Annotated in this window: 21 protein-coding genes; 10 read left to right on the top strand and 11 right to left on the bottom strand. The window is 61.2% G+C overall.

Features of this window, described 5'->3' with window-relative positions; translation table 11 throughout:
* From AC07SU_RS13380 to cmoB, 3 genes are read left to right on the top strand one after another with little or no spacing between them, the layout of a single operon-like run.
* The gene (locus AC07SU_RS13380; RefSeq protein ID WP_494997278.1) at window positions 1–657 is read left to right on the top strand and encodes a lysoplasmalogenase; all 657 of its coding nucleotides are present in this window, start codon (window positions 1–3) and stop codon (window positions 655–657) included.
* 35 nt (window positions 658–692) lie between these two features.
* Window positions 693–1,436 (top strand): carboxy-S-adenosyl-L-methionine synthase CmoA, encoded by a 744-nt coding sequence (gene cmoA, locus AC07SU_RS13375; protein WP_176994924.1) that lies wholly within the window; start codon window positions 693–695, stop codon window positions 1,434–1,436.
* Window positions 1,433–2,389, top strand: coding sequence for a tRNA 5-methoxyuridine(34)/uridine 5-oxyacetic acid(34) synthase CmoB (cmoB, locus tag AC07SU_RS13370; RefSeq protein ID WP_176994925.1), 957 nt, complete (start codon window positions 1,433–1,435; stop codon window positions 2,387–2,389). Before cmoA ends, cmoB begins: the two co-directional genes overlap by 4 nt.
* Window positions 2,390–2,517: 128 nt before the next feature.
* Here the strand turns inward: cmoB and tadA are convergent, their stop codons facing one another.
* The 10 genes from tadA to lptF form a co-directional block, all read right to left on the bottom strand.
* Entirely contained in the window at window positions 2,518–3,009 is a 492-nt protein-coding gene (tadA, locus tag AC07SU_RS13365) for a tRNA adenosine(34) deaminase TadA (RefSeq protein WP_494997277.1), read from the bottom strand.
* Window positions 3,009–4,391 (bottom strand): multicopper oxidase family protein, encoded by a 1,383-nt coding sequence (locus tag AC07SU_RS13360; protein WP_494997276.1) that lies wholly within the window; start codon window positions 4,389–4,391, stop codon window positions 3,009–3,011. The genes tadA and AC07SU_RS13360 overlap by 1 nt, the downstream gene beginning before the upstream one ends.
* A gap of 223 nt (window positions 4,392–4,614) precedes the next feature.
* Window positions 4,615–5,361 carry a pyridoxine 5'-phosphate synthase gene (gene pdxJ, locus AC07SU_RS13355; RefSeq protein WP_176994928.1) on the bottom strand — a complete coding sequence of 249 codons (747 nt, stop codon included), beginning with the start codon at window positions 5,359–5,361 and terminating at the stop codon, window positions 4,615–4,617.
* Window positions 5,362–5,412: 51 nt separating this feature from the next.
* The gene (gene recO / locus AC07SU_RS13350) at window positions 5,413–6,102 is read right to left on the bottom strand and encodes a DNA repair protein RecO (protein WP_494997275.1); all 690 of its coding nucleotides are present in this window, start codon (window positions 6,100–6,102) and stop codon (window positions 5,413–5,415) included.
* Window positions 6,103–6,259: 157 nt separating this feature from the next.
* On the bottom strand, window positions 6,260–7,162 hold the full coding sequence (era, locus tag AC07SU_RS13345; RefSeq protein WP_016978271.1) for a GTPase Era: 903 nt from the start codon (window positions 7,160–7,162) through the stop codon (window positions 6,260–6,262).
* Complete coding sequence (gene rnc, locus AC07SU_RS13340) at window positions 7,155–7,844, bottom strand: ribonuclease III (protein WP_033902449.1); 690 nt, start codon at window positions 7,842–7,844, stop codon at window positions 7,155–7,157. The genes era and rnc overlap by 8 nt, the downstream gene beginning before the upstream one ends.
* Before the next feature lie 152 nt (window positions 7,845–7,996).
* Entirely contained in the window at window positions 7,997–8,851 is an 855-nt protein-coding gene (gene lepB / locus AC07SU_RS13335) for a signal peptidase I (RefSeq protein WP_176994930.1), read from the bottom strand.
* A 5-nt stretch (window positions 8,852–8,856) separates the two neighbouring features.
* The gene (gene lepA, locus AC07SU_RS13330; RefSeq protein ID WP_176994931.1) at window positions 8,857–10,656 is read right to left on the bottom strand and encodes a translation elongation factor 4; all 1,800 of its coding nucleotides are present in this window, start codon (window positions 10,654–10,656) and stop codon (window positions 8,857–8,859) included.
* 151 nt (window positions 10,657–10,807) lie between these two features.
* Window positions 10,808–11,887, bottom strand: a complete 1,080-nt coding sequence (lptG, locus tag AC07SU_RS13325) for an LPS export ABC transporter permease LptG (protein ID WP_494997274.1) — start codon at window positions 11,885–11,887, stop codon at window positions 10,808–10,810.
* Window positions 11,880–12,998, bottom strand: a complete 1,119-nt coding sequence (gene lptF, locus AC07SU_RS13320) for an LPS export ABC transporter permease LptF (RefSeq protein WP_176994933.1) — start codon at window positions 12,996–12,998, stop codon at window positions 11,880–11,882. Before lptF ends, lptG begins: the two co-directional genes overlap by 8 nt.
* 282 nt (window positions 12,999–13,280) lie before the next feature.
* Between lptF and AC07SU_RS13315 the strand changes: the two genes are divergently transcribed.
* The 5 genes from AC07SU_RS13315 to rlmF all read left to right on the top strand — a co-directional run bounded on the left by AC07SU_RS13315 (window position 13,281) and on the right by rlmF (window position 20,014).
* Complete coding sequence (locus AC07SU_RS13315) at window positions 13,281–14,771, top strand: leucyl aminopeptidase (protein ID WP_494997273.1); 1,491 nt, start codon at window positions 13,281–13,283, stop codon at window positions 14,769–14,771.
* Between the two features lie 125 nt (window positions 14,772–14,896).
* The gene (locus tag AC07SU_RS13310) at window positions 14,897–15,325 is read left to right on the top strand and encodes a DNA polymerase III subunit chi (RefSeq protein WP_176994935.1); all 429 of its coding nucleotides are present in this window, start codon (window positions 14,897–14,899) and stop codon (window positions 15,323–15,325) included.
* Window positions 15,326–15,332: 7 nt separating this feature from the next.
* Window positions 15,333–15,722 carry a DNA polymerase III subunit chi gene (locus AC07SU_RS13305; RefSeq protein ID WP_176994936.1) on the top strand — a complete coding sequence of 130 codons (390 nt, stop codon included), beginning with the start codon at window positions 15,333–15,335 and terminating at the stop codon, window positions 15,720–15,722.
* 211 nt (window positions 15,723–15,933) lie between these two features.
* The gene (locus tag AC07SU_RS13300; RefSeq protein WP_176994937.1) at window positions 15,934–18,780 is read left to right on the top strand and encodes a valine--tRNA ligase; all 2,847 of its coding nucleotides are present in this window, start codon (window positions 15,934–15,936) and stop codon (window positions 18,778–18,780) included.
* A 217-nt stretch (window positions 18,781–18,997) separates the two neighbouring features.
* Complete coding sequence (rlmF, locus tag AC07SU_RS13295; RefSeq protein ID WP_176994938.1) at window positions 18,998–20,014, top strand: 23S rRNA (adenine(1618)-N(6))-methyltransferase RlmF; 1,017 nt, start codon at window positions 18,998–19,000, stop codon at window positions 20,012–20,014.
* 66 nt (window positions 20,015–20,080) lie between these two features.
* Here rlmF and AC07SU_RS13290 read toward each other — a convergent pair whose 3' ends face one another.
* A complete protein-coding gene (locus tag AC07SU_RS13290) occupies window positions 20,081–20,362 on the bottom strand; it encodes an HU family DNA-binding protein (protein WP_003188840.1) in 282 nt (93 codons plus the stop codon).
* Between the two features lie 396 nt (window positions 20,363–20,758).
* Here AC07SU_RS13290 and yejK point away from each other — a divergent pair, with 396 nt between their 5' ends.
* Both yejK and AC07SU_RS13280 read left to right on the top strand, forming a co-directional pair.
* Window positions 20,759–21,763: a nucleoid-associated protein YejK gene (gene yejK / locus AC07SU_RS13285; RefSeq protein ID WP_003171997.1), complete on the top strand. Its 1,005-nt coding sequence runs from the start codon at window positions 20,759–20,761 to the stop codon at window positions 21,761–21,763.
* On the top strand, window positions 21,763–22,113 hold the full coding sequence (locus AC07SU_RS13280; protein WP_176994940.1) for a glutaredoxin family protein: 351 nt from the start codon (window positions 21,763–21,765) through the stop codon (window positions 22,111–22,113). The genes yejK and AC07SU_RS13280 overlap by 1 nt, the downstream gene beginning before the upstream one ends.
* Window positions 22,114–22,275: the final 162 nt, after the last annotated feature.

Here is a 22,275-nt window from a genome sequence, read left to right as displayed (position 1 = left end):
ATGCCTTGGTTGATTCTTGCGTTGATGGGCGCCGGTACGTTTATCTACGGCCTGACCACCCATGCGACCTTGCTGTGCCTGCTGGTCAAACCGCTGCCGGTACTGGCACTGCTCGGTTGGCTGCACGACGCACCGCCCACCGACTATCGACGCTGGATCAGCCTCGGGCTGATTTTTTCCCTGGTGGGCGATGTATTGCTCGCCTGGCCGGGCGACCTGTTTATCTTTGGCCTCGGCGCCTTCCTGTTCGCACACCTGGCGTACCTCAAGGCCTATTTCAGTGACTGCCGCCGCCTGGCGTTGTTGCCACTGATGTTGGCGCTGGCTGTGGGGGCGGTGCTGTTGAGCATTCTGGTCTCCCATGGCCTGGGCGATTTGCTGATACCGGTGGTGGTTTATGCCACCGTGATCACCGCCATGCTCTGGCGTGCGTTGGCTCGGTTGGGCAGCGGCGTACCGAAGCGCTCGGCAGCCTTGGCGGCGGCAGGTGCGGCGTCGTTTGTGTTTTCGGACACGCTGATTGGGATCAACCGGTTTGTGGTGGCGTTCGAGGCGGCGCCGTATTTGCTGATCATCACTTACTGGCTCGGCCAGTGGGGTATCACGGCCTCTGCTTTCCATCAGACAACCCGCGCACACGAGGGCCAAGTTGGCTAAAATGCCGGCCTTTCCCCATCAATGCCGGAACAACCGTGAGCAAAGAACCCGATCGCCTATTCGCCCAGCCCCTGCCCCAGGTGCCGGACTTCGCCTTTAACGAGGACGTGGTGCGGGTGTTCCCCGACATGATCAAACGCTCGGTGCCGGGTTACCCGACCATCGTCGAAAACCTGGGTGTACTCGCGGCGCAATTTGCCCAACCCAACAGCGTGCTGTACGACTTGGGTTCGTCCTTGGGCGCGGTAACCCAGGCGCTGCGCCGTCATGTGCGCACAGACGGCTGCCGGGTAATCGCGGTGGATAACTCGGCGGCGATGGTCGAGCGTTGCCGCGAATACCTCAATGGCCAGGACTCGATGTTCCAGGAGCTGTTGCCGGTCGAGGTGATCGAGGGCGATATCCTCGCGCTGCAGTTCCAACCAGCCTCGGTGGTGGCGCTGAACTTCACCCTGCAATTCATTGCCCCCGATGCGCGCCTGGCGTTGCTCTCGCGCATTCGTCAGTCGCTGTTGCCGGGCGGTGCGCTGATTCTGTCGGAGAAGCTGCGCTTCAACGACGCCGATGAGCACGCCTTGCTCACCGACCTGCATATCGCGTTCAAACGCGCCAACGGCTACAGCGAACTGGAAATCGCCCAGAAGCGCAGCGCCATCGAAAATGTCATGAAGCCCGACAGCCTCGAAGAACACCGCGAACGCCTGCTGGCGGCCGGGTTCTCGAAAGTCGTGCCGTGGTTCCAGTGTCTTAACTTTGCCTCGTTGATTGCCTTGCCATGATTGATCTGTCCCCTCTCGCCCGCCATTTGGTCGGCACTCCCCTGGCCGTGTGGGCCCAGGGCCTGCAAGCGCAACTCGATAGCAAGATGGAGAAGGGTCATGGCGACCTGGAGCGCTGGCAGAGTGCGCTGGATGCGTTGCCGAACATCCAGCCCAGCGAGGTGGATTTGCTGGGTGGCCTGACCCTCGACACCGACTGCGACGACGATACCCGTGCACAAATGCGCACCGCATTGATGGGCCTGAGCCCGTGGCGCAAGGGCCCGTTCAACCTGTTCGGCGTGCACGTGGACACCGAATGGCGCTCGGACTGGAAGTGGTCGCGGGTGGCGCCGCACTTGAACCTCAAGGGCAAGCGCATCCTCGATGTGGGCTGCGGCAACGGTTACTACATGTGGCGCATGCTCGGCGCCGGCGCCGACAGCGTGATTGGCGTTGATCCGAACTGGCTGTTCTTCTGCCAGTTCCAGGCGGTGCAGCGTTACCTGTCGCAACCCAAGGCCTGGCACCTGCCGTTCCCGTTTGAAGACTTGCCAGCCAACCTGGAAGGCTTCGACACGGTATTTTCCATGGGCGTGTTCTACCACCGCCGCTCGCCCATCGAGCATTTGCTGGCGCTGAAGGACACCTTGGTCAAGGGCGGCGAACTGGTGCTGGAAACCCTGGTGGTGGAAGGCGATCAGCAGCAGGTGCTGGTGCCGGAAGACCGTTATGCGCAGATGCGCAACGTGTGGTTCCTGCCGTCGGTGCCGGCGCTGATGCTGTGGCTGCGCCGTGCGGGCTTCAGTGATGTGCGTTGCGTGGATGTGAGCGTCACCACCGTCGAGGAACAACGCGGGACGGAGTGGATGAAGTACCAGTCGCTGAGTGACTTCCTCGATCCGGAAGATCACAGCAAGACGATCGAAGGGCTGCCGGCGCCGATGCGGGCGGTGGTCATCGCCAGGAAATAACCCCACTCCATCTGAATAAATGGAGATCACCTGTGGGAGCTGGCTTGCCTGCGATGGCATCACCTGGGTTTTCCTGACATACCGAGGTGCCTGCATCGCCGGCAAGCCGGGCTCCTACAGGGGACGTGTCAGCCTTTTGTGCGGCGAGCCTTGAAGAACTCGCTCAGCACGGTCCCGCACTCTTCGGCCAACACCCCACCCTCAAACAGCACCTTATGATTGAGAAAGCCCTGGGTAAAAAACTGCCCCTGGCTCTGCACAATCCCCGCCTTGGGTTCCAGCGCGCCGTACACCACTCGCGCAATCCGCGAATGCACGATCAGGCCGGCGCACATGCTGCACGGTTCCAGCGTCACATACAGCGTGCTGCCCACCAGCCGGTAATTGCTGATGGCTTGCGCGGCGGCGCGGATGGCGACCATCTCTGCATGGGCGCTGGGGTCGTTGCCGCTGATGGGGCAATTGAAGCCACGGCCGATGATTTCACCGTCCTGCACCAGCACCGCGCCCACGGGCACTTCGCCCAGCGCGGCGCCTTGGGCGGCGAGGGCCAGGGCTTCGCGCATGAAGTCCTGGTCGCGGCTGCGGTCGATGATGGCGGCGGGGCGAAACTGGCGCATCACGCCACCTCGATGGCGGCCATCAGGCCGGTTTCCATGTGGTCGATCACGTGGCAGTGGAACATCCACACCCCCGGGTTATCCGCCACCAACGCCACGCGGGCACGTTCGTTCTTGCCCAGCAGGTAGGTGTCGGTGAAATACGGGATCACCTTGTGGCGGTTCGAGGCGATCACCTTGAAGCTCATGCCGTGCAAGTGGATCGGGTGCTGGTACTGGGTCATGTTCTTCAATTCGAAAATGTAGCTCTTGCCCTTCTCCAGCTTGGCAATCGGGCGGTCGGCGCAGGTCTTGTCGGTGATGTCCCAGGCCTTGCCGTTGATTTGCCACAGGCTCGGCGGCTTGCCATTGTCGGTATCGACCGACACAGAACCGACCCATTCGAAATTGAAGTTGAGTTTCTCGGCATTGGCCAGGTCGGGCTCGGCAATCGGATTGGCGGGCAACGCGGGTGGCCATTCGGTGGGCGCATCGGCGTTGGCCACCGAGCGGAAGGTGCCCAGGCGCACCGGGCCGTTGCGAATCGACAGTTCTTCGCCGGCCGCTGGCGCCTTGATCGCCAGGCAGATGCGCATGCCGGGGCCGAGCCAGTATTCCTTGCCCAGCGGGCGCGGCTCCACGGGGTTGCCGTCCAGCGCGTAGATCTGCGCTTCGGCGTCGGGAATATTGATGCGATAGGTCAGGGTGTTGTCGAGGTTGAGCAGGCGCACGCGGGTGATTTGCCCGGCCGGCAAGTCGATGACCGCCTGGGGCACCCCGTTGATGGTCGACAGGCGCCCCGCCGTGCCGCCGCGTGCTGCCTCGCGAGGTACGCTGAACGCGACAAAGGCGCCCTCTTCGTCCACGTGCCAGCTTTTCAGGCTCAGGGTGCGTTCGTGCTTGAAGCCGGTGGGCTCGCGCTCTTCGATGATCAGCGGGCCGACCAGGCCACGGCCGAGTTCTTCGCTGCTGTTCACGTGGGGGTGATACCAGTAGCTGCCGGCGTCGGGCACTCGGAACTTGTAGTCGAAGTATTCGCCGGGCAATACCGGCAGCTGTGAGACGTAGGGCACGCCGTCCATTTCCAGCGGCAGGCGGATGCCGTGCCAGTGGATGGTGGTGGCGACCGGCAGGTGGTTGATGAAACGCACCCGCAGCCATTCGCCCTGGCGCACACGCAACTCGGTGCCCGGCGCCGAAGGGCCGAACGCCCAGGCCTGGGTCTTGTGCCCCGGCACCAGTTCCACGTCCAGGGGCGCGGCGATCAGTTCGTAATCGTGGCCCGCCTCAGACTCTGCGACTTTCCCCAGCCAGTAGCGGTAGGCGCCACCGGCACCGACGCCCACGACGGCGAGGCCTGCAAGGCCACCCAGGATTTGTCGACGGGAAAAGGATCGGGACACAACAACCTCACGTATCTGCCGCAGGCCAGAGCCTGCAAAGGGCAGATACGATACACCTGCATCGGCTAAACAGTAAGGCTTCGCATTGCCGCACGGCCAAAACCAACGATCCTCCCCTGTAGGAGCCGGCTTGCCGGCGATGGCGCAGGGTCAGTCAATGGGGTGTTGACTGACACTCCGCTATCGCTGGCAAGCCAGCTCCTACAGGGGATTGCGGTGTTATTTAGTGCTTGGCAGCGGCGCCCAGGATCAGGGCTTTCATCTCGGCCACGGCACCTTTGAAACCGACGAACAGGGCGTGTGCCACCAGGGCGTGGCCAATGTTCAGTTCGTTGATGCCCTTGATCGCCGCCACGGCTTCAACGTTGTGGTAATGCAGGCCGTGGCCGGCGTTGACGATCAGGCCTTCCTTGAGGCCGCAGCTCACACCGTCGATGATGCGTTGCAGCTCGTCCGCCACTTCGGTGGGCGTGGTGGCATCGGCGTAACGGCCGGTGTGCAGTTCGATGGCCGGCGCGCCGACACGGCGGGAGGCTTCGATCTGGCGCTCGTCGGCGTCGATGAACAGCGAGACCTCGCTACCAAGTTTCGACAGGCGCTCTACAGCCGCCTTGATCCGCGCCTCTTGGCCGGCCACGTCGAGGCCACCTTCGGTGGTCAGTTCCTGGCGGGTTTCCGGTACCAGGCAGATGTGCGCCGGGCGGATGCGTTCGGCGAACTGCATCATCTCTTCGGTGACGCCCATCTCGAAATTCATGCGGGTTTGCAACACATCCTTGAGCACCAGCACATCGCGCTCCTGGATGTGGCGGCGGTCTTCGCGCAGGTGCACGGTGATGCCGTCGGCGCCCGCTTCTTCGGCGTCCAGCGCGGCCTTGACCGGGTCGGGGTAACGGGTGCCCCGGGCCTGGCGCAGGGTGGCGACGTGGTCGATGTTGACGCCAAGAAGAATGCGATTGCTGGTGGTCACGGAAGCGCTCCTGAAAAGGGAAAGAAACGCAGCACAGCATACACGGGGTTGTCAGGGCTTTCGAAACAACTCGCGACTGACCAGCGGCCGCCCGCCCAAGTGCACGGCCAGGGCCTGGCGCATCAGGCGCTTGGCGGCGGACAAGGCTCCGGGGGCGGTCCAGTCGGCTTCGCTCATGGCCAGCAACTCGGTGCCCTGGAACAGGCCGGGTTGCAGCAGGTATACGCGCTCCAGGCCCGCGTCGACTTGCAGGCGGTACATGCCGTCGGCGGCGATGGGCTCACCGTGCAGGTCGTTGGCCAGTTCAAAGCCGTAGCCCAGGTCGTCGAGCAGGCGCCATTCGAAAGCGCGCAGCAGCGGCTCCAATGGGCGGCCTTCGGCCAGGGCCAGCAGGGTGGCGGCGTAGTGATCGAACACGGCGGGGTGCGGGTCTTCGGCTGGCAGCAGGCGAATCAGCAGTTCGTTGAGGTACAGGCCGCTGAACAGCGCCTCACCATTGAGCCAGGCGGAGGTGCCGACGCTCTCCATGCGGCCGACGTTTTTCAACTCGCCCTTGCCACGAAACTCCACGTCCAGCGCCACGAAAGGTCGTGCCAGGGTGCCCACCTTGCCCCGTGCGCTGCGCAAGACGGCACGCAGGCGGCCTTGGGGCGTGAGGAAATCCACCAGGGCGCTGGTCTCGCGGTAGGCGCGGCTGTGCAGGACGTAGGCGGGCTGGCTGGGGGGTGGGGATTGGGACATGGCAGTCTCTTCGCGGAACTTAAGAACAGCGATAAACCAATGTGGGAGCGGGCTTGCCCGCGATGCAGGCAACCCGGTTGTTCAGTTACACCGTGCTGATGCTATCGCAGGCAAGCCAGCTCCCACACAAGCCGGCTCCTACAGGGGGGACGGTGTGTTAGAGGTCGCCGTAGCCCAGGGAGCGCAGTGCGCGTTCGTCGTCGGACCAGCCGCCTTTCACCTTCACCCACAGGTTGAGCATGATCTTGGAGTCGAACAGCAGCTCCATGTCCTTGCGCGCTTCGGTGCCGATGCGCTTGATGCGCTCGCCCTTGTCACCAATGATGATTTTCTTCTGGCCGTCACGTTCGACGAGGATCAGCGCATGGATGTGCAAGGTTTTGCCCTGCTGCTTGAACTCTTCGATCTCGACGGTGATCTGGTACGGCAGCTCGGCGCCCATCTGGCGCATGATTTTCTCGCGCACCAGTTCGGCGGCGAGGAAACGGCTGCTGCGGTCGGTGATCTGGTCTTCCGGGAAGAAGTGCTCGTTCTCCGGCAGGTGCTCGGCGATCACGCGCTCCAGGGCATCGAGGTTGTGGCCGTGCTGGGCCGAGATCGGGATGATCTGGGCGTTCGGCAGTTGCTCCTGCAGCCAGCTCAGGTGCGGCATCAGCTCGGCTTTGTCTTCGATGCGGTCGGTCTTGTTCAGCGCGACGATCAACGGGCCGGTGACGTACTGCACGCGCTCCAGAACCATCTGGTCTTCGTCGGTCCACTTGGTGCGGTCAACCACGAAGATCACCACGTCGACGTCTTTCAACGCCGCCGAAGCGGTCTTGTTCATGTAGCGGTTGAGGGCTTTCTCGCCGCCTTTGTGCATGCCCGGGGTGTCGACGTAGACCGCTTGCACGTTGCCTTCGGTCTTGATGCCCAGCATGTTGTGGCGGGTGGTCTGCGGCTTGCGCGAAGTGATCGCGAGCTTCTGGCCGAGGATGTGGTTGAGCAATGTGGACTTGCCCACGTTCGGGCGGCCGACGATGGCAACATAGCCACAGCGTGTTGCGGTTGAATCAGTCATGGCCATTCTCCACGCCCAGGGCAATCAGTGCTGCTGCGGCCGCTACCTGTTCGGCAATACGACGGCTCACACCCTGACCTCGGCTTTTTTCGTTCAGTAAGGTGATTTCACATTCCACGAAGAACACGCGGCAATGAGGTTCACCCTGGATATCCACCACTTCGTAGCGTGGCAGTTCGCAACCGCGGGACTGCAGGAATTCCTGCAGGCGGGTCTTGGGGTCTTTGTTGGTGTCGACCAGCGTGAGGCTTTCGATCTCGGAGGTCAGCCAGGCAGTGACCCGCTCCTTGGCCGCTTCCATGCCTGCGTCCAGGTAGATCGCACCGATCAGCGCTTCGAGGGCGTCGGCCAGGATCGACTCGCGACGGAAACCGCCGCTCTTAAGCTCGCCGGAGCCCAGGCGCAGGTACTCGCCCAGGCCGAAACCACGGGCCAGCACGGCCAGGGTCTCGCCCTTCACCAGGCGCGCACGCAGGCGCGACAGCTGGCCTTCACGGGCTTGGGGGAAACGCTCGAACAGCGCTTCACCGGCGACGAAATTGAGGATGGCATCACCGAGGAATTCCAGGCGCTCGTTGTTACGCCCGGCAAAACTGCGGTGTGTGAGGGCAAGGACCATCAATTCCTGGTCCTTGAAGGTGTAGCCGAGCTGGCGCTCGAGACGACTTAGAGAAACGGTCACGGTTTATCCATATCTAGTTGGTGGCACCGGCGGCCATCGACGATTGACGCAGTGTTCAAATTCAAATCCTGGTTGGTGCTGCTTGGGGCCGGCAACAACATTGTCCCGGCCCCAGAAAAGCATTCGGCGCTGTGTTCACAGCGCCGCTTGTATTACTTGATCAGCCCGACCCGCGAGAAGTTCGGCAGGTGGCTGAGCTTGGGTTCCGGCCAGCTCATCCAGACTGCAAAGGCCTTGCCGACGATGTTCTCGTCGGGGACCATGCCCAGCAGGTCCTTGGGAATGTTGGGGTCATCCCAGTACCGGCTGTCGTTGGAGTTGTCGCGGTTGTCGCCCATCATGAAGTAGTGCCCGGCTGGCACTTTCCACTCGCCATCGGGCATCGCGCGGTAGCGGCTCATTTCCTTGCGGATTTCGTGCTCCACCGCACCGAGTTTTTCCAGGTACAGCTCGGCGCTGCCCAGGGTGTTCGGCTCGGCGCCGATCAGTTTCTCGGCAACCGACTCACCATTGACGAACAAACGCTTGTCGCTGGTGTAGCGGATCACGTCACCCGGCAGGCCCACCACACGCTTGATGTAGTTGACGTTCGGGTCGCTTGGGTAGCGGAACACCATCACATCGCCACGCTGCGGGTCACCCACCTGGATGACCTTCTTGTCGATCACCGGCAGGCGAATCCCGTAGGAGAACTTGTTCACCAGGATGAAGTCGCCCACGTCCAGGGTCGGTTTCATCGACCCCGACGGGATCTGGAACGGCTCCACCAGGAACGAACGCAACACCAGCACGATGAACAGCACCGGGAAGAACGACTTGCCGTATTCAACCAGCAGGGGCTCTTTGTTCAGTTTTTCGATCACCACGGCATCGGGCTGGCCGACGCTGCCCTGATAGGACGCGATAGCCGCCCGCCGACGCGGGGCGAAGAACACCAGATCGAGCAACGCCAGGAGACCGCAAACGGCAACGGCGATGACCAGCAACAGCGGGAAATTTAGTGACATAGGACCTAACTATCCAACCTGAGCACCGCAAGGAAGGCTTCTTGTGGAACTTCCACGTTGCCTACTTGCTTCATGCGTTTTTTACCGGCCTTTTGCTTCTCAAGCAGCTTGCGCTTACGGCTTACGTCACCGCCGTAGCATTTGGCCAGTACGTTCTTTCTGAGTGCCTTGACGGAGGTCCGTGCAATGATCTGCCCGCCAATGGCGGCCTGGATCGCGACGTCGAACATCTGGCGCGGAATCAGTTCTTTCATCTTCTCGGTCAACTGGCGACCTTTGTAGTGCGCGTTGTCCTTGTGCACGATCAGCGCCAGGGCATCGACCTTGTCGCCGTTGATCAGCACGTCCAGCTTCACCAGATTAGCCGATTGGTAACGGTCGAAATGGTAATCCAGCGAAGCATAGCCGCGGCTGGTGGACTTGAGGCGGTCGAAGAAGTCCAGGACCACTTCGTTCATCGGCATGTCGTAGGTCACTTGCACCTGGGTACCGAGGAACAGCATGTCGCGTTGTACGCCACGCTTTTCGATACACAGGGTGATGACGTTGCCCAGGTGCTCCTGCGGAACCAGGATATTGGCCCGCACGATAGGCTCGCGCATGTCTTCGATGGCCGAGAGATCCGGGAGCTTGGACGGGTTGTCGACGTAAATCGTTTCACCGGTTTTCAGCAACAGCTCAAAAATAACCGTTGGCGCGGTGGTGATCAGGTCCAGGTCGTATTCGCGCTCGAGGCGCTCCTGGATGATTTCCATGTGCAGCATGCCCAGGAAGCCGCAGCGGAAGCCGAAGCCCAGGGCGTCGGAGCTTTCCGGGGTGTACTGCAACGACGAGTCGTTGAGGGTCAGCTTTTGCAGGGCTTCGCGGAAGTCTTCGAAGTCATCGGAGCTGACCGGGAACAAGCCGGCGTAGACCTGTGGCTGGATGCGCTTGAAGCCTGGCAGCACGTCGACGTCGGGCGTGGAGCTCAAGGTCAGGGTGTCACCCACCGGTGCACCGTGAATATCCTTGATGCCGGCGATGATGAAGCCTACTTCACCGGCTTTCAGATCAACGGTAGCAGTGTGCTTGGGGTTGAACACACCGACGCTGTCCACCAGGTGGATCTTGCCGGTGGATTTGACCAGGATCTTGTCGCCCTTCTTCACGCGGCCGTGGCGCACGCGCACCAGGGAGACAACGCCCAGGTAGTTGTCGAACCAGGAGTCGATGATCAACGCTTGCAGCGGATCGTCGTAGTTGCCGGTCGGTGCAGGGATGGTCTGGACCAGGCGCTCAAGTACTTCGTCGACACCCAGGCCGGTCTTGGCGCTGCAGGTGACAGCGTCGGTGGCGTCGATGCCGATGATCTTCTCGATCTCTTCCTTGACGCGCTCGGGCTCGGCCTGTGGCAGGTCGATCTTGTTGAGCACGGGCATGACTTCCAGGCCCTGCTCGATCGCGGTGTAGCAGTTGGCAACCGATTGCGCTTCAACGCCCTGGCCAGCGTCAACCACCAGCAAGGCACCTTCACAGGCCGCCAGGGAACGGCTGACTTCGTAGGTGAAGTCGACGTGGCCCGGGGTGTCAATGAAGTTCAGCTGGTAGGTGATGCCGTCTTTGGCTTTGTAGTACAGCGTAACGCTGTGGGCCTTGATGGTGATCCCGCGCTCGCGTTCGAGGTCCATGGAATCCAGTACCTGGGCTTCCATTTCACGCTCGGCAAGGCCGCCGCACATCTGGATAAATCGATCGGCCAGCGTCGACTTGCCATGGTCAATGTGGGCGATGATGGAGAAATTGCGGATATGACTCAAATCACTCACGGATCAACACTCAAAAAGGCTGCAGGCAGATTGCCCGCTGAAAAATAGCCGGGAATTGTACCTGATGCTCTGGCCAGACGTCATCTTTGCTGACCAGAACAAAAATGCCCCGATCTCGCGAACGGGGCATTTTTTGAACATAAGCGCGGTATCAACCGGCCCGGCGCAACAGCCAGAACCCGGCCAGGGCGCAAATGGTGGTGGGCACCAGCACCGCAAACAGCGGCGAGAAACCGAACACCAGGCTCGAGGGGCCGAGCAGGTCCTGGGCAATGCGGAAGGTGAAGCCCACCAGCACGCCTGTGAACACACGCTGACCCAGGGTCACGGAGCGCAACGGCCCGAAGATGAAGGAGATAGCCATCAACACCAGCGCGGCGGTCACCACCGGCTGCAACACTTTGACCCAGAATGCCAGCCAGTAGCGGCCGTTGTTCAGGCCCTGGTCCTTCAGGTAGTGGATATAACCCCAAAGCCCGGAGATCGGCAGGCTTTCGGGGATCATCACCACCGTATTCAGAAGTTCGGGCTTGAGCGCAATATCCCACGCCTCGCTCGGCACGTTGATGACCTCAGTGCTGGCCTTGGTGCCTTGACCGATATTGCGGAAATAAGTGGTGGTGACGTCGGTCAGTTCCCACTTCTGATCACTGTACTGCGCACGTTTGGCAAAGCTGGACGACAGCATGTGACGCTCTTTGTCGAACGTGTAGCGCGTCACACCGATCAACAGGCCGCCCGGTTGCACGGCGTTGATGTGGATGAATTCATCGCCCTGGCGGTGCCACAGGCCGTGCTTGGAGCTTTGCGCATCGCCCGAACCCTGGGCCAGGGCGCGGTTGGCCTGGGCTGCTGCTTCGGAAGGCGGTGCCACGTATTCGCCGATCAGCACGCTGCACGCCATCAGCAGCAGCATGGGCTTCATCACCGCCCAGACGATGCGGCCGATGGAAACACCGGCTGCGCGCATGATGGTCAGTTCGCTGCTGCTGGCCAGGCTGCCCAGGCCGATCAGGCAACCGATCAACGCGGCCATCGGCATCATGTCGTAGAGGCGACGCGGCGCGGTGAGCGCCACGAAGCCCAGCACGTCCATGACCGTATAGGTATTGGTGACGTTGCCGACTTCATCAATGAAGGCGAACAACGAAGCCAGGCCGAGGATGATACCCAGTACCGCCAGGATGGCGATCAGTACGCTGCTACCAATGTAGCGATCTAGCTTAGCCACGAGCCAGCTCCTTCAGGCCACGACGGCTCTTCATTTTCAAACGAATAGGTTCCCAGTAGAGCAACCCCAGGCCGATCGCCAGGAAAATCCCGTGCACCCACCACAGGCCCAGGACCGGCGACAACTTGCCTTTCTCCAGGGAACCACGGGCGGAAATCAGGATGGTGAGGTAGGCCATGTACAGCAGGATCGCCGGCAACAGCTTGAGGAACCGGCCCTGGCGCGGATTGACACGCGACAGCGGCACGGCCATCAGCGTGACGATGAACACCAGCAACGGCAGGGAAATACGCCATTGCAGTTCGGCGATGGAGCGCAGTTCCTGGCTGCCGAACAGCGACGAAGTCGGCAAGGCATCGCGGTCGGTTACTTCGTCACTGACGTCGGGTTTGGCAAGCATCACGCCATAGGTGTCGTACTTGATTGCACGATAGTCCGCCAGGCCAGGGCTGCCGTCGTAGCGGTAGCCATTTTCGAGGATCAGGTAACGGCTGCCGTCAGGACGCACTTCCTGGCGGCCGGTGTCGGCCACCAGAATGGAAATGCCGCGGTCTTTCTGGTTCTGCCCCTGGTTCTTCTGGGAGATGAACACGCCGCCGAGGTTGGCGCGGTCTTCCGTCATGGTTTCGGTGTAGGTCACCCGCGTGCCGTCATTGAGCGCCTGGAAACGCCCTGGTTCGAGGGTGTCGAACTCGGTCATGGCGTCCTGCTTGTTCAGCAGCAACTGGAACTGCATGGCCCCTTGTGGCGCCAGGCTCATGCTCAACCAGGCCACCACCAGCGCAACGCCGGCGGCCGGCACCATGGTCATGGCCAGCAAACGCTGCTGGCTCATCCCCGTGGCAGACAGCACGGTCATCTCGCTCTCAAGGTACAACCGGCCGTAAGCCAGCAAGATGCCGAGGAACAGGCCAAGTGGCAGGATAAGCTGCAGGAAGCCCGGCAGGCGGAAGCCCATGATCAGGAACAACGAGCCCGGATCCAGGGCGCCCGAGGCGGCCTGGGCAAGGAACTTGACGAAACGACCACTCATGGTGATGACCAGCAATACCGCACTCACGGCACTCAGGGTCAACAGGACTTCGCGGGACAGATAACGGAAGACGATCAAACCAGACACTCCAGGGTTGTCAGGCTAAGGCGGCCAAACAAGCAAGCATACCAGTCAGCCCATTCACACGGGCCGGCTAAAAAGATGGCGCATTATCCTGTGATTGGCCGCGCCTGTCACTGCGCAACCTCATGCGCGTACACAAAGCTGCCGGCAAGGGTTGTCAGGCTCCGCTGGCGAGGTTCAAACTGCGGCCTTTGTCGCTGGCGGTTTACACAGCTGCCATGCTTTAAAGCCTGCGTACAAACGCCAGGCTCTCAGACCTTTATAAGGGACCCGAAAATGGAATTGGTTGTAAAAAGCGTTAGCCCCGAAACGTTGAAAACCGCCACCCTCGTGGTCGCTGTCGGCGAAGGCCGCAAACTCGGCGTCGCCGCCAAGCAACTGGATGAACTGAGCGGCGGCGCCATCAGCGCGGTCCTCAAGCGCGGCGACCTGGCCGGCAAAGTGGGCCAGAGCCTGCTGCTGCAAAGCCTGCCCAATCTCAAGGCCGACCGCGTATTGCTGGTGGGCGTGGGCAAAGATGCAGAGCTGGGCGACCGCCCTTTCCGCAAAATCGTCAGCGGCATTCTCAACACCCTCAAAGGCCTCGGCGGCACCGATGCAACCCTGGCGCTGGATGAAGTGGTGGTCAAAGGCCGTGACAGCTACGGCAAGACCCGCCTGCTGGCCGAGAGCCTGGTGGACGGCGGCTATATCTTCGACCAATTCAAGAGCACCAAGGCCGAACCCCGCGCCCTGAAGAAAATCACCCTGCTGACCATCAAGGCTGCCCAGGCTGAAGTCGAGCGCGCCGTGACTCACGCCACTGCCATTGCCAAGGGCATGTCGTTCACCCGCGACCTGGGTAACCTGCCGCCGAACATCTGCCACCCAACCTTCCTCGGCGAACAAGCCAAGGCACTGGGCAAAGAGTTCAAGGGCCTGAAGGTCGAAGTGCTGGACGAGAAGAAGATCAAGGAACTGGGCATGGGCTCCTTCTATGCCGTGGGCCAGGGCAGCGACCAGCCGCCACGCCTGATCGTGATGCAATACAACGGCGGCAAGAAGTCCGAGAAGCCTTACGCCCTGGTCGGCAAAGGCATCACCTTCGACACCGGCGGCATCAGCCTCAAGCCGGGCCTGGGCATGGACGAAATGAAGTACGACATGGGCGGCGCCGCCAGCGTATTCGGCACCCTGCGTGCCGTGCTGGAACTCAAGCTGCCGATCAACCTGGTGTGCATCCTGGCCTGTGCCGAGAACATGCCGAGCGGCGGCGCGACCCGTCCGGGCGACATCGTCACCACCCTGAGCGGCCAGACCGTCGAAATCCTCAACACCGACGCCGAAGGCCGTTTGGTGCTGTGCGACGCCCTGACCTACGCCGAGCGCTTCAAGCCGCAGGCCGTGATCGACATCGCCACCCTGACCGGTGCCTGCATCGTGGCCCTGGGCTCTCACACTTCGGGCCTGCTGGGTAACAGCGACGAGCTGATCGAGCAACTGCTCAGCGCCGGTAAAGCCGCCGACGACCGCGCCTGGCAGCTGCCGCTGTTCGATGAGTACCAGGAACAGCTGGACAGTCCGTTCGCCGACATCGCCAACATCGGCGGCCCGAAAGCCGGCACCATCACCGCGGCCTGCTTCCTGTCGCGCTTTGCCAAGAACTTCAACTGGGCGCACCTGGACATCGCCGGCACGGCCTGGACCAGCGGCGGCAAGGACAAGGGCGCCACTGGCCGTCCGGTTCCCCTGCTGACCCAGTACCTGCTGGATCGCGCCAAGGCCTAACCGCAACACCCTTGTAGGAGCCGGCTTGCCGGCGATGAGGCCTTAGAGCCTTGCGGCGTTCTGAAGGACGCCATCGCCGGCAAGCCGGCTCCTACAGGGGGTTATGCGTAAGCCCAGGAAATGTAATGACCCAAGTCGACTTCTATATATTGCCCAGCGCCGACCCACTCGCGCGCCTGGACTTTGCCTGCAAACTCACCGAAAAAGCCTGGCGCATGGGCCACCGCATCTACCTGCATTGCAGCGATGCCACCCAGCGCGACGAACTGGACGCCCGCCTGTGGCGTTTCAAGGGCGAAAGTTTCGTGCCCCACGGCCCCGCCGAGTCCGAACCCGACGGCCTGGTTGTCCTGGGTTTGGGGGACAGTTGCGGCGATCACCATGACCTGTTGGTCAACCTGGACCTGAAAGTGCCGCCTTTTGCCAAGGCTTTTGCCCGTGTGGCGGAAGTGGTGGTGGAAGACCCGGCTATTCGTCAGGCCGCACGGGAGAGTTTTCGTTTCTACCGTGAACAGGGCTATCCTCTTCAAGATCACCGGCTACAACGACTTTGAGTAAACGATGGACACTCCCAACCCTATAAAAAAAGACGACCACCTGCTGGACGACCTGGAGTCGATCCGCCAGTTGCTCGGTGATGATGACTTGCAACCGCCGCTGTTGACCGAATCGGTCGAGGGCGAGGTACAGATTCCGCTGCTGTTCGACATGGTCGGCGGCAAGCCCGTGACACCCGAGCCGGTTGCTGAGGCTCCCGCTGCCGAACCTGCGCCTGCCGCGGCTGAAAAAGCGCCGGACGCCTTGCTGCTGCACTTGGACAACGAACTGCGCGCCGCCGCCCAATTGATCATGCAAGACGTGATCGACGACTTTGCCCCGCATATCGAGGCGGAGATCAAACGTCGGATGGATGCGCGGATGGAGCGGCTGCTCAGCCAATACCAGTCCTGAGATGGACATATATCTCCTGTGGGAGCTGGCTTGCCTGCGATAGCGGTGTATCAGTCACTGATGAGTTGACTGACAGATAGCTATCGCAGGCAAGCCAGCTCCCACATTGGTTTGCATCGACCTTTAGGCCGTCTTCAACTCGCCCTCCACGCCCTGCCCCGTTATACTTGCCGGCTTTCCTGAATAAATGCCAACTAGGGTCCCGCCGCGCATGGATAAGACCTACCAGCCGCACGCCATCGAAACTTCCTGGTACAACACCTGGGAATCCGAGAATTATTTCGCCCCGCAAGGCGCGGGCGATTCCTACACCATCATGATTCCGCCACCGAACGTCACTGGCAGCCTGCACATGGGCCATGGCTTCAACAATGCGATCATGGATGCGTTGATCCGTTTCCGCCGCATGCAGGGCCGCAACACCCTGTGGCAGCCGGGCACCGACCACGCCGGTATCGCCACCCAGATGCTGGTGGAACGCCAACTCGAAGCCACTGGCCAGAACCGCCACGACCTGGGCCGCGAGAAATTCCTGGAAAAAGTCTGGGAATGGAAAGACCAGTCCGGCGGCAACATCAGCCGTCAGATCCGTCGCCTGGGTTCGTCCGTCGACTGGAGCCGCGAGCGCTTCACCATGGACGACGGCCTGTCGGAAGCCGTTAAAGAAGCCTTTGTGCGCCTGCACGAAGACGGCCTGATCTACCGTGGCAAGCGCCTGGTCAACTGGGACACCAAGCTGCACACGGCAATCTCCGACCTCGAAGTGGAAAACCACGACGAGAAGGGCTTCCTGTGGAACCTCAAGTACCCGCTGGCCGACGGCGCCAAGACCGCTGAAGGCAACGACTACCTGATCGTCGCCACCACCCGTCCGGAAACCATGCTCGGCGACGCCGCCGTCGCGGTTAACCCGAACGACGAGCGCTACCAGGCGCTGATCGGCAAGTTCGTCGAACTGCCCTTGGTTGGCCGTCGCATCCCGATCATCGCGGACGACTACTGCGACCCTGAATTCGGCACCGGCTGCGTGAAAATCACCCCGGCCCACGATTTCAACGACTACGAAGTCGGCAAGCGCCACAACCTGCCACTGCTGAACATCTTCGATAAAAACGCCGCCGTATTGCCGGCCTGCCAGGTGTTCAACCTGGACGGCACGCTGAACGAAAGCATCGACGGCAAGATCCCGTCCGAATACGCCGGCCTCGACCGCTTCGAAGCGCGCAAGCAGATCGTCGCCGCCTTCGACGCTGCCGGCCTGCTGGTGAGCGTTGACGACCACGGCCTGAAAGTGCCGAAGGGCGACCGTTCCGGCACCGTGATCGAGCCGTGGCTGACCGACCAGTGGTACGTGTCCACCAAGCCGTTGGCAGAACCTGCCATCGCCGCCGTGGAAGACGGCCGTATCCAATTCGTGCCCAAGCAGTACGAAAACATGTACTTCTCGTGGATGCGTGACATCCAGGATTGGTGCATCAGCCGTCAACTGTGGTGGGGCCACCGTATTCCGGCCTGGTACGACGAGTCGGGCAAGGTCTATGTCGGCCGCGACGAAGCCGAAGTGCGTGCCAAGCACAACCTCGGTGCCGACGTAGCGCTGCAGCAGGACAATGACGTACTGGACACCTGGTTCAGCTCGGGCCTGTGGACCTTCTCCACCCTGGGCTGGCCGCAGCAGACCGAATTCCTCAAGAAATTCCACTCCACCGACGTGCTAGTCACCGGCTTCGACATCATTTTCTTCTGGGTTGCCCGGATGATCATGCTGACCATGCACCTGGTGAAGAACGAGGATGGCACCCCGCAGGTTCCGTTCAAGACCGTGTACGTGCACGGTCTGGTGCGGGATGGCCAGGGCCAGAAGATGTCCAAGTCCAAGGGCAACGTGCTGGACCCGCTGGACATCATCGACGGCATCGACCTGGAAACCCTGGTGCAAAAACGCACCTCGGGCCTGATGCAGCCGAAGCTGGCCAAGAAGATCGAGAAGCAGACCCGCGACGAGTTCGCCGACGGCATCGCCAGCTACGGCACCGACGCCCTGCGTTTCACCTTCTGCTCGCTGGCGTCCACCGGTCGCGACATCAAGTTCGACATGGGCCGCGTTGAAGGCTATCGCAACTTCTGCAACAAGATCTGGAACGCGGCGCGCTACGTGCTGGACAAAGGCGAAGACTGCGGCCAGAACGGCGAAGCCGTCGAACTGAGCCTGGCCGACCGCTGGATCATTTCGCAGCTGCAACGCACCGAAGCCGAAGTGACCCGCCAACTCGACCAGTTCCGTTTCGACCTGGCTGCACAGGCCCTGTACGAGTTCATCTGGAACCAGTATTGCGACTGGTACCTGGAACTGTCCAAGCCTGTGTTGTGGGACGAGAACGCACCGATCGAACGCCAGCGCGGCACTCGCCGTACCCTGGTACGCGTATTGGAAGTGGCGCTGCGCCTGGCGCACCCGTTCATGCCATTCATCACCGAAGAAATCTGGCAGCGCCTGGCGCCGCTGGCCGGTATCGAAGGCAAGACCATCATGCTGCAGCCTTGGCCTGTGGCCAATGAAGCGCGCATTGATGCGGCGGCCGAAAGCGATATCGAATGGCTCAAGACCCTGATGATGGGTACGCGCAACATCCGCGCCGAGATGAACATCGGCCCGGGCAAGCCATTGGCGGTGTTCGTGAAGAACGCCAGTGCCGAAGATCAGCGCCGTCTCACCGAGAACGATGCACTGCTCAAGAAGCTGGCAAAGCTGGAGTCGATCACTGTATTGGCGGCCGATGCCGAAGCTCCGTTGTCTGCCACCGCACTGGTTGGCGAGATGGAAGTGCTGGTGCCGATGGCCGGCCTGATCGACAAGGGCGCGGAACTGGCCCGTCTCGACAAGGAAATTGCCCGCCTGCAAGGTGAAGTGCAGCGGGTGGGTGGCAAGCTATCCAACGCGGCGTTTGTCGACAAGGCACCGGCTGAAGTGATTGAGAAGGAGCGTGCGAAGTTGGCTGAGGCTGAACAGGCCCTGGGCAAGCTGGCGGAGCAACATGCGCGGATTTCCAGCCTGTAAGCTGAAACCTGTGTAAAAAAAGAGACCTTCGGGTCTCTTTTTTTATGCCTTGAGAACCCAATCAACGTAGGAGCCGGCTTGCCGGCGATGCAGGCAACTCGGTGTGTCTGTCACTCCCAGGAGATGCCATCGCCGGCAAGCCGGCTCCTACAGTTGAACGGGTTAGGCTCAGGATGTGTGACAATGCCCGCCACTTTGAGCCAACACCAGAATCATCATGACCGCCCCCAGCACGCCCAAGCCTCCACGCAAGAAGCCTAAAACCGCCGCCACGGCCAAGCCCGTCGCGCCACGCAAAGAGGCCACCCTGCACCCGCGCAACCGCCACACGGGCCGTTACGACTTCCCGGCGCTGATCAAGACCACGCCGGAACTGGCGAAATTCGTGATCATCAACCCGTATGGCAAAGAGAGCATCGACTTCGCAAGCCCCGATGCAGTGCGCGTGTTCAACCGGGCGCTGCTCAAGTCCTTCTACGGGATCCAGCACTGGGACATCCCGGCCGACTACCTGTGCCCACCGGTGCCGGGGCGTGCGGACTACGTGCATTTCCTTGCCGACCTGTTGGCCAGCAACAACGACGGCAAGATCCCGCGTGGCTCTATCGTCAAGGTGCTGGACATCGGCATGGGCGCCAACTGTGTCTACCCGCTGATTGGCTACATGGAGTACCGCTGGAACTTCCTCGGCTCGGAGGTCGACCCTATCGCAGTGGCCGCCGCCAAAGCCATCGTGCAGTCCAACGACCTGAGCAAGGTCATCCAGTTGCGTCAGCAGACCAATCCCAAGCAGATCCTGCTGGGTTTGCTGGAAACGGGCGAGGCGTTTGACCTGACCATGTGCAACCCGCCCTTCCATGCGTCCATGGAAGAGGCCACCAAGGGCAGCGAGCGTAAATGGCGCGCCCTGGGCAAGGCCGATCCCAAGCGTAAATTGCCGGTGTTGAACTTTGGTGGCCAATCGGCCGAGCTGTGGTGTGAAGGCGGCGAAGCGCGGTTTGTGACCCAGTTGATCGCTGAAAGCGCAAAAGTCGCCCATCGGGTACTGTGGTTCAGCACACTGGTCTCGAAAGCCTCCAACCTGCCCGCCATTGAAACCGCGCTGAAAAAGGCCGGTGCACTGGAAAGCCAGGTGGTGGAAATGTCCCAGGGCCAGAAACAAAGCCGTTTCGTCGCCTGGACCTTCCAGACCAAGAACGAACAGTTGATCTGGCGCCAGCGCTGGGTGCGATAAACCAAATCGCAGGCAACAAAAAACCGTGCCCGGATCGCTCCGGAGCACGGTTTTTTTTGCTGCGTCTTACTTGTTAACAGCGTCGGTCAGGCCTTTGGCCACAACCAGCTTGATAACTTTCTTGGCAGCGATTTCGATGGCAGCGCCAGTCGAAGGGTTACGGCCAGTACGGGCAGGACGCTCGGTCACTTTCAGTTTGCCAACGCCTGGCAGAGTGATTTCGCCGCCGTTTTCCAGCTGATCAGCAACAACTTGGCTCAGTTGGTCCAGCAGAGCACGCACGGTAGTTTTCGGTGCGTCTACTGCTTCAGCCAGGTCAGCGATCAGTTGGTCTTTAGTAATAGCCATTGTGGTGTTCCTTCCCTATCAAATTCATATGGATTGCAGAGTGCAGTGTCAGCCGTCGAGCCTGGCCGTCGTGGCCTGGCACCCCCGGCTATAACCACGGAGATCGGGGTTATAGATGCTTGAAACGGGGATTGGTTCGACCTGACAGATGCTGAATGCACGCTTAACGCCGAGACTTGGCGTAAGACGGGGCAAAACTAGCACAGAGACGGGGAAATATCCGCTTCTACCTACCCATTTGGTCAGCTTTATCGCTCTAAACCGTGAAAAAAAGGAATATGCCCCGTCGGAGAGCGGCCAAAACGTCCTTCAACGCGTGTCTTGACCAATGGGTGCGGTACACTGGGCGACTTTTCGGGGAGGCCACCTGCTCCCCTTCAACCAGCCGAGAAGCCTATGCCGATCCGTCATTGCATCGTCCACCTGATCGACAAAAAACCCGACGGCACACCCGCAGTTCTCCATGCCCGCGACTCAGAGCTGTCTGAGTCTGCCGCCATCGAGAACATGCTTGCCGACCTCAACGAGAGCTACAACGCCAAACAAGGCAAGGCCTGGGGCTTTTTCCATGCCGAGTCCGGCGCGCACCCGTTCAGCGGCTGGTTGAAGGAGTATTTCGACGGCGGCCAGGATTTCACCACCTTCAGCCGCACGGCCGTCGAGCACCTGCAAAAGCTGATGGAGGAGTCCAACCTCTCCACCGGCGGCCACGTATTGTTCGCCCACTACCAGCAAGGCATGACCGACTACCTGGCCATCGCCCTGCTGCACCACAGCGAAGGCGTGGCGGTGACCGATGAACTGGACGTGACCCCGTCGCGCCACCTGGACCTGGGCCAACTGCACCTGGCGGCACGCATCAACGTGTCCGAGTGGCAGAACAACAAGCAGTCCAAGCAGTACATCTCGTTCATCAAGGGCAAGAACGGCAAGAAAGTCTCGGAGTACTTCCGCGATTTCATCGGCTGCCAGGAAGGCGTCGACGGTCCGGGCGAGACCCGTACCTTGCTCAAGGCCTTCAGCGACTTCGTTGAAAGCGAGGACCTGCCGGACGAATCCGCCCGCGAAAAAACCAAGACCCTGGTGGACTACGCCAGCAGCCAGGCCAAGCTCGGCGAACCCATGGGTCTTGAAGAACTTTCGGGCTTGATCGATGAAGATCGACCTAAGGCGTTCTATGACCATATCCGTAACAAGGACTACGGCCTGTCGCCGGAAATCCCGGCCGATAAGCGCACCCTCAACCAGTTCCGCCGCTTTACCGGCCGCGCCGAGGGGCTGTCCATCAGTTTTGAAGCACACCTGCTGGGCGACAAGATCGAGTACGACGAAGCCGCTGGCACCTTGATCATCAAGGGCCTGCCGACCCAGCTGACCGACCAGCTCAAGCGCCGTAACTGATGCTGGGCGGGGTCTTCAAGAAAGTCCTGCTGGTATTGCTCGTGGTGGTGGTGTTCGAGAACTGGGGCAAGATCGAGCGGGTGTTCAACCCGTCGCAGGTGGTTTCAGAGCCCGTGCGCGCTTCGGCGCGCGTGACACTCTATGCCACCGAGTGGTGTGGCTACTGCAAGCAGATCCGCCGCTTTCTGGACCAGAAAGGCATTCCGTACCAGGCGTTCGATATCGAGAAGGACGCCCAGGCGCGCCAGGCGTATGAGGCGCTGGGCGGCGGCGGGATTCCGTTTGTGAATGTGAATGGCACGCTGATTCGCGACTACAACCCTGACGCGATCATGGCAGCCCTGAAGTAACCCACACCTTATGGGAGCTGGCTTGTGTGAATGCTGGTTTGCCTGGAATCTGGCTTGTGTGAATGCTGGTTTGCCTGGAATCTGGCTTGTGTGGGAGCTGGCTTGCCTGCGATAGCATCACTGCGGTGTGTCTACCAGACCGAGGTGTCTGCATCGCCGGCA

The organism is Pseudomonas sp. GW821-FHT05H12 (genome assembly GCF_059419385.1).
Note: the sequence above shows the minus strand (reverse complement) of the source record. Positions and strands in the feature narration are given on the sequence as shown.